The sequence below is a fragment of the Shinella daejeonensis genome (assembly GCF_024281235.1).
In the GTDB taxonomy this organism is placed as follows: Bacteria; Pseudomonadota; Alphaproteobacteria; order Rhizobiales; family Rhizobiaceae; genus Shinella; species Shinella daejeonensis.
Map to the genome: position 1 here is coordinate 60,178 of NZ_JAHWXY010000008.1, position 14,690 is coordinate 74,867.

The 14,690-nt window shown below is 66.3% G+C and carries 13 protein-coding genes; 7 read left to right on the top strand and 6 right to left on the bottom strand.

Annotation, left to right across the window (positions count from 1 at the left end; translation table 11 throughout):
* Positions 1-31: 31 nt before the first annotated feature.
* The 4 genes from rplT (at position 32) to pheT (ending at position 4,921) form a co-directional block, all read left to right on the top strand.
* The gene (gene rplT / locus KYK29_RS17030; RefSeq protein ID WP_254692096.1) at positions 32-433 is read left to right on the top strand and encodes a 50S ribosomal protein L20; all 402 of its coding nucleotides are present in this window, start codon (positions 32-34) and stop codon (positions 431-433) included.
* Positions 434-522: 89 nt separating this feature from the next.
* Positions 523-1,395, top strand: coding sequence for a BUD32 family EKC/KEOPS complex subunit (locus KYK29_RS17035; protein ID WP_254692097.1), 873 nt, complete (start codon positions 523-525; stop codon positions 1,393-1,395).
* Complete coding sequence (gene pheS, locus KYK29_RS17040) at positions 1,388-2,473, top strand: phenylalanine--tRNA ligase subunit alpha (protein ID WP_254692098.1); 1,086 nt, start codon at positions 1,388-1,390, stop codon at positions 2,471-2,473. The genes KYK29_RS17035 and pheS overlap by 8 nt, the downstream gene beginning before the upstream one ends.
* Before the next feature lie 21 nt (positions 2,474-2,494).
* Positions 2,495-4,921, top strand: a complete 2,427-nt coding sequence (pheT, locus tag KYK29_RS17045) for a phenylalanine--tRNA ligase subunit beta (protein ID WP_254692099.1) — start codon at positions 2,495-2,497, stop codon at positions 4,919-4,921.
* Positions 4,922-5,013: 92 nt separating this feature from the next.
* Here pheT and KYK29_RS17050 read toward each other — a convergent pair whose 3' ends face one another.
* Complete coding sequence (locus KYK29_RS17050; RefSeq protein ID WP_254692100.1) at positions 5,014-5,964, bottom strand: aldo/keto reductase; 951 nt, start codon at positions 5,962-5,964, stop codon at positions 5,014-5,016.
* A 165-nt stretch (positions 5,965-6,129) separates the two neighbouring features.
* Between KYK29_RS17050 and KYK29_RS17055 the strand changes: the two genes are divergently transcribed.
* Entirely contained in the window at positions 6,130-7,116 is a 987-nt protein-coding gene (locus tag KYK29_RS17055) for a Gfo/Idh/MocA family protein (RefSeq protein WP_254692191.1), read from the top strand.
* A gap of 5 nt (positions 7,117-7,121) precedes the next feature.
* Here the strand turns inward: KYK29_RS17055 and KYK29_RS17060 are convergent, their stop codons facing one another.
* The gene (locus KYK29_RS17060) at positions 7,122-8,144 is read right to left on the bottom strand and encodes a glycosyltransferase (RefSeq protein WP_254692101.1); all 1,023 of its coding nucleotides are present in this window, start codon (positions 8,142-8,144) and stop codon (positions 7,122-7,124) included.
* A gap of 82 nt (positions 8,145-8,226) precedes the next feature.
* Here KYK29_RS17060 and KYK29_RS17065 point away from each other — a divergent pair, with 82 nt between their 5' ends.
* The gene (locus tag KYK29_RS17065) at positions 8,227-10,053 is read left to right on the top strand and encodes a hypothetical protein (protein WP_254692102.1); all 1,827 of its coding nucleotides are present in this window, start codon (positions 8,227-8,229) and stop codon (positions 10,051-10,053) included.
* 65 nt (positions 10,054-10,118) lie between these two features.
* Positions 10,119-11,699 (top strand): exodeoxyribonuclease VII large subunit, encoded by a 1,581-nt coding sequence (gene xseA, locus KYK29_RS17070; protein WP_254692103.1) that lies wholly within the window; start codon positions 10,119-10,121, stop codon positions 11,697-11,699.
* A 13-nt stretch (positions 11,700-11,712) separates the two neighbouring features.
* Here the strand turns inward: xseA and KYK29_RS17075 are convergent, their stop codons facing one another.
* From KYK29_RS17075 to KYK29_RS17090, 4 genes are all read right to left on the bottom strand, one after another.
* Positions 11,713-12,501 (bottom strand): pyrroline-5-carboxylate reductase family protein, encoded by a 789-nt coding sequence (locus tag KYK29_RS17075; RefSeq protein ID WP_254692104.1) that lies wholly within the window; start codon positions 12,499-12,501, stop codon positions 11,713-11,715.
* Positions 12,498-13,751: an aminopeptidase gene (locus tag KYK29_RS17080; protein WP_254692105.1), complete on the bottom strand. Its 1,254-nt coding sequence runs from the start codon at positions 13,749-13,751 to the stop codon at positions 12,498-12,500. Before KYK29_RS17080 ends, KYK29_RS17075 begins: the two co-directional genes overlap by 4 nt.
* 82 nt (positions 13,752-13,833) lie before the next feature.
* Positions 13,834-14,307 carry a Cys-tRNA(Pro) deacylase gene (gene ybaK, locus KYK29_RS17085; RefSeq protein WP_254692106.1) on the bottom strand — a complete coding sequence of 158 codons (474 nt, stop codon included), beginning with the start codon at positions 14,305-14,307 and terminating at the stop codon, positions 13,834-13,836.
* Between the two features lie 12 nt (positions 14,308-14,319).
* Positions 14,320-14,664 (bottom strand): ArsC family reductase, encoded by a 345-nt coding sequence (locus KYK29_RS17090; protein WP_254692107.1) that lies wholly within the window; start codon positions 14,662-14,664, stop codon positions 14,320-14,322.
* Between the last annotated feature and the right edge of the window lie 26 nt (positions 14,665-14,690).

Here is a 14,690-nt window from a genome sequence, read left to right on the forward strand (position 1 = left end):
GCCGGTTGGAACGATATAAGGAGATCATGACATGCGCGTGAAAAGAGGCACCACCGGCCACGCCAAGCACAAGAAGGTCCTGAAGGCCGCCAAGGGTTTTTACGGCCGTCGCAAGAACACGATCCGCGCCGCCAAGGCAGCGGTGGACCGTTCCAAGCAGTACGCCTACCGCGACCGCAAGGCCAACAAGCGCAATTTCCGTTCGCTGTGGATTCAGCGCATCAATGCCGCCGTGCGCGAGCACGGGCTGACCTATGGCCGTTTCATCGACGGTCTGAACAAGGCTGGCATCGAAGTCGACCGCAAGGTCCTGTCTGACATGGCGATCCATGAGACGGCCGCTTTCGGCGCGCTCGTCGCGGCCGCCAAGACGGCGCTGGAGTACCTCAAGGAATCCGGCACGGAAAACGAGTTCGAAGCCGCCGTAAGCTGACCGGCGCGCCACAACTCGCAGAGTTTATTTTGTTGTGAAGCCCGCGCCGGGAAACCGGCGCGGGTTTTTGCTTGAGAGGGCCGACGCAAGTGCAGGGCAGGGACGGAACGCTGAAGGATTTTGCCATTCCCCCGCAGGTGACGCCAGCGGATGTCGAGAGGCTTCTGGCCGTGCTCGCGCGCGGTGCGCGGCGTATCGAGCGGGTGGAGCTTTCCTCCGGCGCGGTGTGGATCAAGCGCTATGGCCGGAAAAGGGCGCTCGTCGGGATGCGGGCGCAGAACGCTCTGGCCCGCCTGTTTCGCCAGCCGTTTCTGCGGGCCTCCCCCCGGCTGGCGCCGTCCGCGATGGTCGGGCGGGAAATACGGCGCATCGCGCTGTTCCGGGAGCGCGGCCTGCCGGTCCCTCATGTTCTCTACCGATCCGCAGGCGCGGTGGTGCTTTCGGACGCCGGCAGCACCGTCAGCATGCGGCTTGCCGCCCTCAGGACGAGCGACCCTGTCGCCCATGAGGACCTGCTCGTCGCCTGCGCGGCCGATCTCGGCGCTCTCCACGGCAAGGGCCTGTGCCACGGCCGGCCGCACCCGCGCGACTTCTTCCTGGAAAACGGCCGCATCGGCTTCATGGATTTCGAGGAGGAGCCGGAAGCCGTCATGCCGCTCGCCATGGCCCAGGCACGCGACCTGTGGCTGCTTTTCCTCCAGCTGACGCAGCGGGCGCTTGAAGGCGATGCGACCCTCGACCGGGCCTTCGCCGCATGGGAGACGGCGGCGCCGGCGGCTGCGCGACGGGAGCTTGGCGCTCTGGTCGGCTTCCTCGGCAAGTTTTTATCCCTCACCCGATTGATCGGGCGGATGCACATGGGTAGTGATCTGCGACGCTTCCTTGCCGCAACCCGCTATCTGTCGCGGGTTTGCGAGATCCCTCGCCCGGCTGGTGCCAGCAAAGCAGGTAAAGATGACTGAACTCGATACTCTTGAACATCAGCTCATGGCCGACGTGGCCGCCGCCGGGGACGAGGCGGCCATCGAGGCGGTCCGTGTCGGCGCCCTCGGGAAGAAAGGCTCGGTCTCCGAGCTTCTGAAGACGCTGGGCGGCATGTCGCCGGAAGAGCGCCAGACACGCGGTGCGGCGATCAACGCGCTGAAGAGCCGCGTGGCCGATGCGATCGGCGCGCGCAAGACGGTGCTGCGCGATGCGGCGATCGAGGCGCGTCTCCTGGCGGAGACGGTGGACGTCAGCCTGCCGGTGCGCGCATCGCCCGCCGAGCGCGGCCGCATCCATCCGATCAGCCAGATCGTCGACGAGATCACCGCGATCTTCGCCGATATGGGCTTTTCCATCGCCGAAGGCCCGGATATCGAAACGGACTATTATAATTTCACGGCGCTGAATTTCCCCGAGGGCCATCCGGCCCGTGAAATGCACGACACGTTCTTCTTCCCGGCCGATGAGACGGGCGAGCGCAAGGTGCTGCGCACGCATACCTCGCCGGTGCAGATCCGCACGATGGAGGCGCAAAAGCCGCCGATCCGCATCATCATCCCCGGCAAGACCTACCGGCAGGATTCGGACGCCACCCATTCGCCGATGTTCCATCAGGTCGAAGGCCTTGTGGTCGATACGAAGGCGAATGTCGCCAACATGCGCTGGGTGCTGGAGGAATTCTGCAAGGCCTTCTTCGAGGTCGATGGCGTCACCATGCGCTTCCGCCCGTCCTTCTTCCCGTTCACCGAGCCGTCCTTCGAGGTCGACATCCAGTGCGACCGCTCGTCAGGCCCGATCGTCAAGTTCGGCGAGGGTACGGACTGGATGGAGATTCTCGGCTGCGGCATGGTCCATCCGAACGTGCTGCGCGCCGGGGGGCTCGACCCGGACGAATATCAGGGCTTTGCCTGGGGCATGGGCCTCGACCGCATCGCCATGCTGAAATACGGCATGCCGGACCTGCGCGATTTCTTCAACGCCGACGTCCGCTGGCTCAGCCACTACGGCTTCCGCCCGCTCGACATGCCGACCCTGTTCGGCGGTTTGAGCGCATAACCGGCACCCAAGGAGAAAACCATGAAATTCACGCTCTCCTGGCTGAAGGATCATCTCGACACCGACGCCACGCTCGACGAGATCTGCGAGCGCCTGACGGCGATCGGCCTCGAAGTGGAGGAGGTCGACGACAAGGCGGCCTTCAGGCCGTTCGTGATCGCCAGGGTCGTCTCGGCCGAACAGCATCCGAATGCCGACAAGCTGCGCGTCCTGATGGTCGATACCGGCAAGGGCGATCCCGTCCAGGTCGTCTGCGGCGCGCCCAACGCGCGTGCCGGCCTCGTCGGCGCGTTCGCGGCGCCCGGCACCTATGTGCCCGGCATCGACGTGACGCTTGCCATCGGCACCATTCGCGGCGTCGAGAGCCGCGGCATGATGTGCTCGGAAAAGGAGCTGGAAATCTCCGACGACCACGACGGCATCATCGACCTGCCCGATGACGCGCCGGTCGGCGAAAGCTATGCCGCCTATGCCGGCCTCGATGATCCGGTCATCGAGATCAACCTGACGCCGAACCGTCCGGACTGCACCAGCATTTTCGGCATCGCCCGCGATCTTGCGGCCTCCGGCCTCGGCACGCTGAGGACCCCGAAGCCCCCGTCCTTCGAGGTGGAAGGCGAGACGCCGGTCAAGGTAAGGCTCGATCTCGGCGGCGACGGTCACCTGTGCCCCGGTTTCGCGCTCCGGATCGTGCGTGGCGTGAAGAATGGTCCAAGCCCGCGCTGGATGCAGCAGCGGCTGCTCGCTATTGGCCTTCGTCCGATCAATGCGCTCGTCGACATCACCAACTACATGACCTTCGACCAGGGCCGTCCGCTGCACGTCTTCGATGCGGCGAAGGTGAAGGGCAATCTCACCGTGCGCCGGGCGAAGGATGGCGAGACGGTGCTGGCGCTCGATACCCGCGAATATACGCTCAACCCCTCCAATATCGTCATCGCCGACGACAACGGTATCGAATCGATCGGCGGGGTCATGGGCGGCGAGAAGTCCGGCTGCGATGGGAACACCACCGACGTGCTGATCGAATCGGCGCTCTGGGACCCGATGAACATCGCCCGGACCGGCCGCTCGCACGGCATCATCACCGATGCGCGCTACCGCTTCGAACGCGGTGTCGATCCGGAATACATGGTGCCGGGACTGGAGCGGGCGACCGAACTGGTGCTGGAGCTTTGCGGCGGCACGCCGGCGGAGGCCGACGTGGTCGGTTACAGGGGATATTCCGCAAGGGCCGTCGATTTTCCCGTCTCCGAAGTGAAGCGCCTGACGGGTCTCGATGTCTCGTCAGACGAGAGCGTGGATGTCCTCACGCGCCTCGGCTTCACGGTGACGGGATCCGGCGAGCGCGTCTCCGTCGCCGTTCCCTCCTGGCGTCCGGATATCGACGGCAAGGCGGATCTGGTGGAAGAGGTCATGCGCATCCACGGCGTCGACAAGATCCGCCCGGCCCCGCTCGAAAGCCATGGCGCGGTGAACGGCCGCATCCTGACGACGCTTCAGATCCGGTCGCGCCTCGCCAGACGCGCGCTCGCCGCGCGCGGCATGCTGGAAGCTGTCACCTGGTCCTTCATCCCGAAGGCGCAGGCCGAGCTTTTCGGCGGCGGCGCGGCGTCGCTCTCGCTTGCAAACCCGATCGCCGCCGACATGTCCGACATGCGCCCCTCGCTGTTGCCCGGCCTTTTGTCCGCCGCCCGGCGCAATGCCGACAAGGGTTATGGCGATGTCGCGCTTTTCGAAGTGTCCGGGACATATGAGAACGACCGTCCGGAGGGCCAGCGCCGCGTCGCCGGCGGTGTGCGCCGCGGCACCGCTTCGCTTGCCGGTTCCGGCCGCCTCTGGTCCAATGCGACGAGGGGGGGCGGCAAGCCGGTCGACGTCTATGACGCCAAGGCCGATGCGCTTGCGGTGATCGAGGCCTGCGGCCTGCCGATGGGCAATGTCCAGATCAAGCCCGGCGCGCCTGCATGGTATCATCCGGGCCGCTCCGGCACGATCCGTCTCGGTCCGAAGATCGTGCTCGGCACCTTCGGCGAGTTTCATCCGAAGGCGCTTGCCGCGCTCGATGTGTCCGGTGCGCTTTGCGGTTTCGAGATTTTCATCGACGCCATGCCGGAGCCGAAGAAAAAGGCGACCCGCACGAAGCCGGCGCTCGATCTTTCTCCGTTCCAGGCCGTCCGGCGCGACTTCGCCTTCGTCGTCGACAGCACGGTGGAGGCGGGAGCGATCGTGCGCGCCGCAACCGGTGCCGACCGCAAGCTGATCACCGCGGTCAACGTCTTCGACGTCTTCGAGGGGGCATCGCTCGGCGAGGGCCGGAAGTCGATCGCGATCGAAGTGGTCATCCAGCCGACCGACAAGACGCTGACCGACGAGGATTTCGAGGCTCTGACGGCCCGCATCGTGGGGAATGTCGTCAAGTCGACGGGCGGTGTCCTGAGAGCCTGACCGCATCCGCTGAATGCCGGAAAGCGGCCGGCCATGACAGACGCGGGCGCGCGACATTGCGCGCCCTTTCTCGTTTCGAAAAGTTTCCGGGCCTATGCCCCGGCCTCATCGAGCATGGCCATCTGTCCGGCGTCGAGCTTCAGCGTGGCTGCTTTCACGAGGCTGTCGAGCTGGGCGAGACTGGTGGCGCTGGCGATCGGCGCCGTCACCGCGGGCTTGGCCATCAGCCAGGCAAGGGCGATTTCCGCGGGCTTTGCGCCCGTCTGCGCGCTGACGGCGTCGAGCGCGGCGAGCACCCGCAGGCCCTTGTCGTCGAGATAGGCGGGGATATCGCCGCCGCGCGCCTTGCCTTCGGCGTCGGCGGCCGCGCGGTATTTTCCGGTGAGGAAACCCTTGGCGAGGCTGAAATAGGTGATGACGCCCAATCCCTCCTCAAGGCACAGTTCGGCCAGCGGGCCTTCGAAAGCGGCGCGGTCGTAGAGGTTGTATTCCGGCTGGAGCGCGCCGTAGCGCGGCAACCCCGCGCGGTCGGCGGCCTCGAAGGAGGCGCGAAGCTGGCCGGCGTCGAGATTGGACGCTCCGAAGGCGCGCACCTTGCCGGCCTTCACCAGATCCGCATGGGCCTCCAGCGTTTCCTCATAAGGGGTCTCAGCATCCGGCCAGTGCGAAAGATAGAGATCGATATGGTCGGTCTGGAGCCGCTTCAGCGAGTTCTCGACGGCCTCGACGATCCACTCCCGGCGCAGGTCGGTGCGGCCCTGCCCCATGTCCGATCCGACCTTGGTGACGATTACCACCTTGTCGCGGGATATACCGGACCGCTTCAGCCATTTGCCGATGATCGCCTCGGATTCGCCGCCCTCATGACCGGGCGCCCAGCGGGAATAGACGTCGGCGGTGTCGATGGCGTTGAAGCCCGCGCCGGCAAAGGCGTCGAGCAGATCGAAGGACGTCTTCTCGTCGGCGGTCCAGCCGAAGACGTTGCCGCCGAAGACGAGGGGGGCGATGGATAGGCCGGTCTTGCCGAGGGGACGAAGCTGCATGGAATACCTCCAGGGTCGGGGATTGAACGGCGATGCGGGGAACATAGGTTGGCGCGGGCGGGATTGCACGCCGGAAGGGGTGATTTTTTAACCCCGCAGGGCGCGGGCTTGCGAGGAACGGGCCTCATGGCTAGTCTTCCTGCGCATTCGAATGAGGAGGGCGTCATGCTGCGTTTCGGAATCCTGTCTACCGCCAGAATCGGCCGCGAACTGGTCGTGCCGGCCATTCAGGATGCGGAGAATTGTATCGTGACCGCCGTCGCGAGCCGGGACGGCGCCAGGGCCCGCGCCATGGCGGATCGGTTTTCCGTGCTGCACGCCTTCGGTTCCTATGAGGAAATGCTCGCGTCCGATACGATCGACGCGGTCTATATTCCGCTGCCGACCTCGCAGCATGTCGAATGGTCGATCCGGGCCGCCGACGCCGGCAAGCATGTGCTCTGCGAGAAACCCATCGCCCTGAAGGCCGACGAGATTTCGCAACTGATCGCCGCGCGCGAGCGCAACGGCGTGTTGATCTCCGAAGCGTTTATGGTCACCTACAGCCCGGTCTGGCACAAGGTGCGCTCGCTGCTCGCCGAAGGTGCCATCGGCCGCCTGCGCCATGTGCAGGGAGCCTTCACCTATTTCAACCGCGATCCGTCCAACATGCGCAACGTGCCGGCGCTCGGCGGTGGCGGCCTGCCGGATATCGGCGTCTATCCGACGATCACCACGCGTTTCGCCACTGGTCAGGAGCCGCTGCGCGTGCAGGCGAATACCGATCGTGATGCGGATTTCGGCACGGATATCTATTCCAGCGTCCGCGCCGATTTCGGGAGCTTCGAGCTGTCCTTCTATATTTCCACCCAGCTTGCCCACCGGCAGGTCATGGTGTTCCATGGCGACAAGGGTTTCATCGAGGTGAAGTCGCCCTTCAACGCCGACCGCTACGGGGCGGAGGAAATCGAACTTTCCAGCCAGAACCGCGGCGGATCCCGGGTTTTCCGTTTCCCGGACGCCCGCCAGTACCGGCTTCAGGTCGAAGCTTTCACCCGCGCGGCGCGTGGAGAAAACGCGGAAGTGGTGACGCTCGAGAACTCCCTCGGCAACCAGAAGCTCATCGATGCGATCTATCGCGCCAGCGAGAAGGACGGCTGGGAGCCGGTCTGACGGGATCAGGCCGCCTGCGTCGTGCCGGTCTGCTGGTCCGCGATAGCGGCCCTTGCGGCCGGCCGGCGGCCGGAAGCGGGCACGGGCAGGCTCATGTAATGGATGCGCAACTGCTCGATGCGCGCGCGGGCGAGTGAATCGAGGATCACCCCGGCGGAAAACATCAGGAAGGCGATCATCATCAGCGCCATCGAGAAGATCCAGGTTGGCAGCCGTTCTACGAATCCCGTCTGGAAATAAACGGCGACCACCGGCGCCATGAAGAAGAGACTTGCCAGCATGAAGCCGCTGGCGATCGCCGCAAAGGAGGCGAAGGGCCGCGTTTCCTTCATCAGCATGGCGAACATCCAGAGGATCCGCGCGCCGTCGCGGAAGGTGGAAAGCTTGGAATGCGATCCCTCGGGCCGTCGGCCGTAGTCGAGTTCCACCTCGGCCACCGGCAGGCGCAGCCGCAAGGCGTGCACCGACATTTCCGTCTCGATCTCGAAACCGCCGGAAATGGCCGGGAAACTCTTGGCGAAACGGCGGGAGAAAACGCGGTATCCGGAAAGGATATCGGTGAATTCGTCCCCGAACAGCTTGCGGAAAATGAGGTTGAACAGGCGGTTGCCGAAGGCGTGGCCGTGACGCCCGGCGTCGGCGTGCACGCCGCGGCGCGTGCCGACCACCATGTCGGCGCCCTCGGCGATCAGCGTATCGATGAGGCTCGGGGCGTCGCCGGGCGCATAGGTTCCGTCGCCGTCGGCCATCACGTAGATATCGGCCTCGATGTCGGAGAACATCCGGCGCACGACATGGCCCTTGCCCTGCCGTGGCTCTCTCAGGACCGTCGCGCCGGCAAGCGTCGCCCGCAGCGCCGTCGAATCGGTGGAATTGTTGTCGTAGACATAGATCCGGGCGGAAGGCAGGGCGGCGCGGAAAGCGCTCACCACGTCGCCGATCGTGCCGGCCTCGTTGTAGCAGGGCAGCAGGACGGCGATATCGGGATGTTCCGTCACGGCCTGGTTCTCCATTGCGCGAACCGCCATGCGCCGTCCGCGGTTTTACTATTTCTTGAGAAGGTTAAGGCTAGGTTTCGCGCAACTTCCAGGAGTAGAAAAAGGAACGGATGTGCCGAACATCACGCCTGCCGTCCTGTCTTCGGCTCCCCCCGCTCTAACGGACGACAACGGGGTGGTGCTGCGGGTGACGGCGTTCTATGCGTTGGCCGCCATTGTGCTCGTGCTGGCGCTTTCGCTGCCCTTCGCCACCGATTATGTCGGGCCGGACAACGACGATGTGATGCGCCTCGTGATGGTGCGCGATCTGCTGGCGGGGCAGGGCTGGTTCGACACGACGCAATATCGCCTCGGCCTTGCGGGCGGCACGCTCATGCACTGGTCGCGCCTCATCGACCTGCCGATCGCCAATCTTGTCGGTGTCTTCTCGATCGTTCTCGATCAGCCGCGGGCGGAAGCGCTGGCGCTTGCCGTCTGGCCGGCGCTGCTCATCGTGCCGCTGCTTTACGGCATCGGGCTTGCGGCGTTCCGGCTGGGCGGCAGGGCGGCCATGCATGCAAGCCTGGTGCTGACGGTTCTGCTGGTTCTGGCGATCGGCCGCTTCGATCCGGGTGCCATCGATCATCATAACGTGCAGCTCGTGGTGATCGCGCTGCTTGTCGCCATGCTGCTCGATCCCGCCATGCGCGCGCGCGATCACGGGATCGCCGGTGTCCTTGCGGGGCTCGCAATCGCCATCGGCGCGGAGACGACGCCGCTGGTGGCCGTCGTCTGCCTCGCCCTGGCGCTGCGCTGGCTTGTCCGGGGGGCGGTCTTCCGCGCCGCAGCCGCCGCCTTCGGTCTCGCGCTGGCTTCAAGCGTCACGCTCGTCTTCTTCGCCACCGTCCCGCCTTCGCGCTATGGCGCGGTCACCTGCGACAGCCTTTCCTACGGGTTCTATGCGCTTGCGGTCTTCGGCGGCGGCGCCTTGTTCCTTCTGGCGGCGCTGGCAAGCCGTCGGCCGTTTGCCGGCCGGCTTCTGGCGCTCGCCGCGGCCGGCGGCGTCATGGCGGCGGCGGTGCTCGCCATCGCGCCGCAGTGCCTTGCCAACCCGCTCGATACGCTGGATCCGCTGCTGAAGACCTTCTGGCTTTCGGGGGTCGTGGAGGCGCAATCGGCCCTCGCCCAGTTCCGTATCGATCCGGGTTCCCTCGGCGGTTTCTACGCGCCGGGGCTTCTGGCCCTTGCCGTCTGCCTCTGGCGTATCCGGCGCAAGGATCGCCGCGAGGCGCATATCCTGCTCTTCGCCCTGATCCTCGTCGCCTTGGCGATCGCGCTGATCCAGATCCGCGGCGCGATCTTCTCCAATCTCCTGTCGGTGCTGCCGCTCGGCCTGATGATCGCCGACCTGCGCCGCGCCGCCAATGCCGAGCCGGAAAACTCAAGACGGGGCCTTGCCTTCCTCGGGTTGACGCTTGCCTCCGTGCCGGCCGTCTGGGCGATTGCCGGAATGTTGCTGCCCGGTCCTTCGCGGGTGCGGCTGGAGACGGCCCTTTCCGGATCGGTCCGCTCGTCCTGCATCGACCCTGCGGCCGTCGGGGCGATCGCGGCGGAGCCTGCCGGCGTGGTGGCCGCGGCCTCCAATCTCGGTGCGCCGATCCTGCGTCACAGCGTCCATCGGGTGCTTTCCGCGCCCTATCACCGCAACCAGGGCGGCATGCTGACGGAACTGCATATCGGCCTGTCGGAGCCCGGCCGGGCCGAGGCTTTCCTGCGTGGTGCGGGGGTGACGCTCGTCGCCCTCTGCACCGTCGATTCGCAGGTTCGCGATATCGCCGACGCCGAGCCGGACGGCCTTTACGCCACGCTCCTCAAGGGCGTCGTGCCGGCCTATCTCGACCCCGTCGGGATGGCCGCCGGGTCCGCGCTGCGGCTCTACCGGGTGCGGCCTGACGATTGACATCGTCTGGGGATGCCCGCGCGACGCCGCTGTCTTCCGGCGGCAAAGCCGGTAAACTTCCCGCCATGAGCTTCTTTGCCGACAATGATTCGTCTTCCAATCTCACCGAATATTCGGTGTCGGAACTCTCCGGCTCGATCAAGCGCACGGTGGAGCAGGCCTTCGATCAGGTGCGGCTGCGGGGCGAGGTTTCGGGCTATCGCGGCCCGCATTCCTCCGGACACGCCTATTTCTCGCTGAAGGACGAACGGGCCCGCATCGATGCGGTGATCTGGAAAGGCAATTTCTCGAAACTGCGCTTCAAGCCGGAAGAGGGCATGGAGGTGATCGCCATCGGCCGCGTCACCACCTTCCCCGGCTCCTCCAAGTATCAGATCGTCATCGATACGCTGGAGCCGGCGGGCGCCGGCGCGCTGATGGCGCTGCTTGAGGAGCGCCGCCGCAAGCTCGCCGCCGAGGGCCTGTTCGACGCCGCGCGCAAGAAACCGCTTCCCTTCCTGCCGATGGTGGTCGGCGTTGTCACATCGCCGACCGGAGCGGTCATCCGCGATATCCTGCACCGTATCGCCGACCGTTTTCCGCTGCATGTGATCGTCTGGCCGGTCAAGGTGCAGGGCGAGGGCTCGGGCGAGGCGGTAGCGGCGGCCATCGACGGCTTCAACGCCCTTTCGTCGGAGGGCCTGGTGCCGCGGCCGGATGTGCTGATCGTCGCGCGCGGCGGCGGCAGTCTCGAGGACCTCTGGAGCTTCAACGACGAGATCGTCGTGCGGGCGGCCTCGGCCTCGGCGATCCCGCTCATTTCGGCGGTCGGTCACGAGACGGACTGGACGCTGATCGATCATGCCGCCGACCGCCGTGCGCCGACGCCCACCGGAGCCGCCGAGATGGCGGTGCCGGTCAAGGCGGAGCTTGAGGCCCGGATCGCTTCTCTCGCTGCGCGGCTTGCGGGCGCGGCCATGCGGCAGATGGACAATCGCCGGCAGGGCCTGCGTGCGCTCGCCCGTGCGCTTCCCTCGATCGACCAGCTTCTCGCGCTGCCGCGCCGCCGTTTCGACGAGGCCGGCGCCGGCCTCGGGCGCGGCTTGCAGATGAACACGCTGAACAAGCGCCGCTCCTTCGAGCGTGTCGGCGCGCATCTGCGATCCGACATGCTGCTTGCCCGCCTTGCCGAGCGCGGCCGGAGGGTGGCGGAGCACATGCAGCGGGCCGAACGGCTGCTGGAGCGCCGCCTCGATCAGGCGCATGCCCGTCTTTCGGCCCTCGACGTCTCGCTGCGCGCCGCGCCGGCGCGGTTTTCCGGCGCGGCGGAGCGGCGGCGCGAGCGGCTGGATATGCTTGTCCGGCGGGGTGAGAGCGCGCTTTCCGGCGACTTTGCCCGGCGGCGGGCGCTGGTGCTGGCGCAGGGCCGGATGCTCGAATCGCTTTCCTGGCGCAATGTCCTGAAGCGCGGCTATGCGGTGGTGCGCGATGAGACCGGCGCGCCGGTGAGCGGGGCGGCGGGCCTTGGCCCGGGCCGCGCTGTCGCCATCGAATTTTCCGATGGCCTCGTCGAGGCGGTGACCGGCTCGGGCGGCGGAACGCCCCGCCGTAAGGCAGAAAAGCCGGAGACGGGCAAACCCGCGCCGCGGCAGGGCTCGCTGTTTTGAGCGTCGGCCGGCGCTATTCGCCGCCCTGGGCCGCCCGCTTGTAGGCGGCTTCCAGCCCGTGGAAGATGGCGCGGCCGATATTCGCCTCCATCATCGCGGAAAGCCCGGCGGCGGTGGTGCCGCGGTATTCCATGAAGAGATCGACGATATCGGCCGGTGTCTGGCGCAGCTGGGCCATCTGGGTCGCCGCCCCGAGAAAGAGCTGGCGCACGGCGATTTCCGCCGTTTCGGGATCGATGCCCTTTTCGACGGCATGATGGATCATCGTGTCGGCGAAGAGCGCGGGAAAAGCCGCGCCCGAACCGGTGAGCGCGGTGAAATAATCGAGATGGCTCTCGTCGTACAGATAGTGGACGCGGCCGGAAGCCGAGAAAAAGGCCTCGATGAACTCCACCTCGTCATCGCGCACATCTTCCGTCGCGCACCAGGGCGTGAAGGACAGGCGCTGTTCGGCGCAGGCGTTCGGCATGGCGCGCACGATGCGCACCGCGCCGAAACGATGGGCGATCTCGTCGGCGCTGACGCCGGCCATGACGGAAAGGACGAGCCTCCCGCGCAGGTCGATATCGAGATCCTCGAGATCGGCAGGCCGGATCGACAGCATCACCACGTCCGAGGCGTCGACCAGCGCGCGGTTGTCGGTGGTCGTGTGAACGCCCGGCCAGTCCTCGAATCCGGAGATCGCCCCCGACCGGGAGGAGAGGACGAGGTCCGGCGGCGCGATCAGGCCGTCGGCGAGCACCGGCCGGAGGAGCGCCCCGGCAAGCCAGCCGCCGCCGCCGATGACGCCGAGATGGGTCATGCCCATTCGCCTCCGCGCATGACCGCAACGCGGCTTCCGTCGGCGTATACGCCATCGACGTCCACCGTGCCGGAGCCGATCATCCAGTCGATGTGGATGAGGCTTTCATTGCCGCCCTGCGCGCGGATCTGTTCCGGCGAGAGGTTCGCGCCGTCGAGGAAGCACTTGGAATAGCATTGGCCGAGCGCGATGTGGCAGGAGGCGTTCTCATCGAACAGCGTGTTGTAGAAGAGGATGCCGCTTGCCGAGATCGGCGAGGAGTGCGGCACGAGCGCCACCTCGCCGAGCCGGCGTGCGCCCTCGTCGGTATCGAGAACCTTGGCGAGCACCGCTTCGCCCCGCGAGGCCTTCGCCTCGACGATGCGGCCGCCCTCGAAGCGCACCTGGATGTCGTCGATCAGCGTCCCCTGATGCGAGAGCGGCTTGGTGGAGGAGACATGGCCCTCGACGCGCAGGGCATGCGGCGTCGTGAAGACTTCCTCGGTGGGAATATTCGGATTGCAGGTGACGCCGTTCTTCGCCGTGGAGGCGCCGCCGTGCCATTCGTGGCCATCGGCGAGCCCGACCGTCAGGTCCGTGCCCGGCCCGGTGAAATGCAGAGCGGAAAACCGTCGATCGTTGAGCCATGCCGAGCGCTTCGCCAGGCCGGCGTTATGGGCGGCCCATGCCGCGACGGGATCCTCCACATCGACGCGCGAGGCGGCGAAGATCGCGTCGGCGAGCCTGCGGACCGCGACCGCCTCCGGTTCGTTCGGGAACACCTGTTTTGCCCAGGAGGGATTGGGATAGGAGACGATGTTCCAGTTGATGTCGAAATTGGCGATCTTCTCCAGCGCCGGCTTGTAGGCGGTGGAATTGGCCTTGTTGGCGCGCGCGACCTTCCCCGGGTCCTCGCCGGAAAGAAGCATCGGATTGTCGCCGGCGATGGCCAGACGCGCCGCGCCGCCGGCGTAGGCTCTGGCCATGCCTTCGTAGAGCCAGTCCGCCGCCCGGTCGAAGCTCTCGTCCGGCGCATGAGCGTAGCGCGCCAGCGTCGTCTCCTCGTCAGAATAGAAGGTGCTGACAAGGCCCGCGCCGGCGATATAGGCGTGCCTGGTGATGAGCCGGGCAAGCGGCAGCGCGGCGACGGGCGCGGTCATCACGAGATCCTGCCCCTTTTGCAGTTGCAGGCCGACCCGTACGGCGACTTCGGCGAGCTTGTCGAGTTTGATGGGGTCGACGGCGGGAGCGGAGAAAGCGGTTTCGGTCATGGCATGCCTGTCTGTTCGCAAATGGATGGGCAAGCTTAGTGCGCCGGACGGCGGATGAGAAGACGCAATGCGATCAGGCGGATCAGGCGACGAGCGAGGCGGCGATGGCCTTCAGCGCCGCCTGCGCGTCTTGCGGCGAAAGCCGGACCTGGAGCCCGCGCTGGCCGCCGTTGATGTAGACGGCGGCATGGCCAAGGGCTTCTTCCTCGATTGCCGTCGGCACCGGCTTCTTCTGCCCGAAAGGGCTGATGCCGCCGACATGATAGCCGGTGATCCGCTCGGCATCGGCGGGTTTCATCATATGCGCGGCTTTTCCCCCGAAGGCGGCGGCGAGTTTCTTCATGCTCACCTCCCGGCTGGAAGGAACGATGATGCAGACCGGTTTGCCGTCCACCTCCGCCATCAGCGTCTTCAGGACGCGCGACGCGTCCTCGCCGATCGCGTCGGCCGCCTGGAGACCGATGCGGTCGGCGCCCGGATCGTAGTCATAGGTGTGGACGGTGAAGGAAAGGCCGGCCTTCACGAGCGCCTGGGTCGCCCGGGTGGTTCTGGACATCGCGGTTTCCGCTCAGAAAAGGCTTTCATAGATTTCCGGCTTGAAGCCGGCGGTAAGCGCGCCGTCGCGGTCGAGGATGGGCCGCTTGATCATCGAGGGCTGCGCCTGCATCAGGGCGATCGCCCTGGCTGCGTCGAGATCCTGCCGTTCCGCCTCGGGCAGCTTGCGGAACGTGGTCCCGGCGCGGTTGAGAACGGTTTCCCAGCCGAGCGCCGCCACGAAGCGCTCCAGGCTCGTCGCGTCGATACCCTCGGTCTTGTAATCGTGGAACCGATAGGTGATGCCGCGGCCGTCGAGCCAGGCGCGCGCCTTCTTCATCGTGTCGCAATTCTTTATGCCGTAGATCGTGACGGTCATTAAGATCTCCATGGTTGCAAGTGGGC

Excerpts from the sequence above, each read along its gene's own strand:
- KYK29_RS17060 (WP_254692101.1), bottom strand. The coding sequence starts at position 8,144 with ATGGCGGTTCGCGCAATGGAGAACCAGGCCGTGACGGAACATCCCGAT.
- pheT (WP_254692099.1), top strand. The coding sequence starts at position 2,495 with ATGAAATTCACGCTCTCCTGGCTGAAGGATCATCTCGACACCGACGCC.
- pheS (WP_254692098.1), top strand. The coding sequence starts at position 1,388 with ATGACTGAACTCGATACTCTTGAACATCAGCTCATGGCCGACGTGGCC.
- KYK29_RS17075 (WP_254692104.1), bottom strand. The coding sequence starts at position 12,501 with ATGACCCATCTCGGCGTCATCGGCGGCGGCGGCTGGCTTGCCGGGGCG.
- KYK29_RS17090 (WP_254692107.1), bottom strand. The coding sequence starts at position 14,664 with ATGACCGTCACGATCTACGGCATAAAGAATTGCGACACGATGAAGAAG.
- xseA (WP_254692103.1), top strand. The coding sequence starts at position 10,119 with ATGAGCTTCTTTGCCGACAATGATTCGTCTTCCAATCTCACCGAATAT.
- KYK29_RS17055 (WP_254692191.1), top strand. The coding sequence starts at position 6,130 with ATGCTGCGTTTCGGAATCCTGTCTACCGCCAGAATCGGCCGCGAACTG.
- KYK29_RS17050 (WP_254692100.1), bottom strand. The coding sequence starts at position 5,964 with ATGCAGCTTCGTCCCCTCGGCAAGACCGGCCTATCCATCGCCCCCCTC.
- KYK29_RS17080 (WP_254692105.1), bottom strand. The coding sequence starts at position 13,751 with ATGACCGAAACCGCTTTCTCCGCTCCCGCCGTCGACCCCATCAAACTC.
- ybaK (WP_254692106.1), bottom strand. The coding sequence starts at position 14,307 with ATGTCCAGAACCACCCGGGCGACCCAGGCGCTCGTGAAGGCCGGCCTT.
- rplT (WP_254692096.1), top strand. The coding sequence starts at position 32 with ATGCGCGTGAAAAGAGGCACCACCGGCCACGCCAAGCACAAGAAGGTC.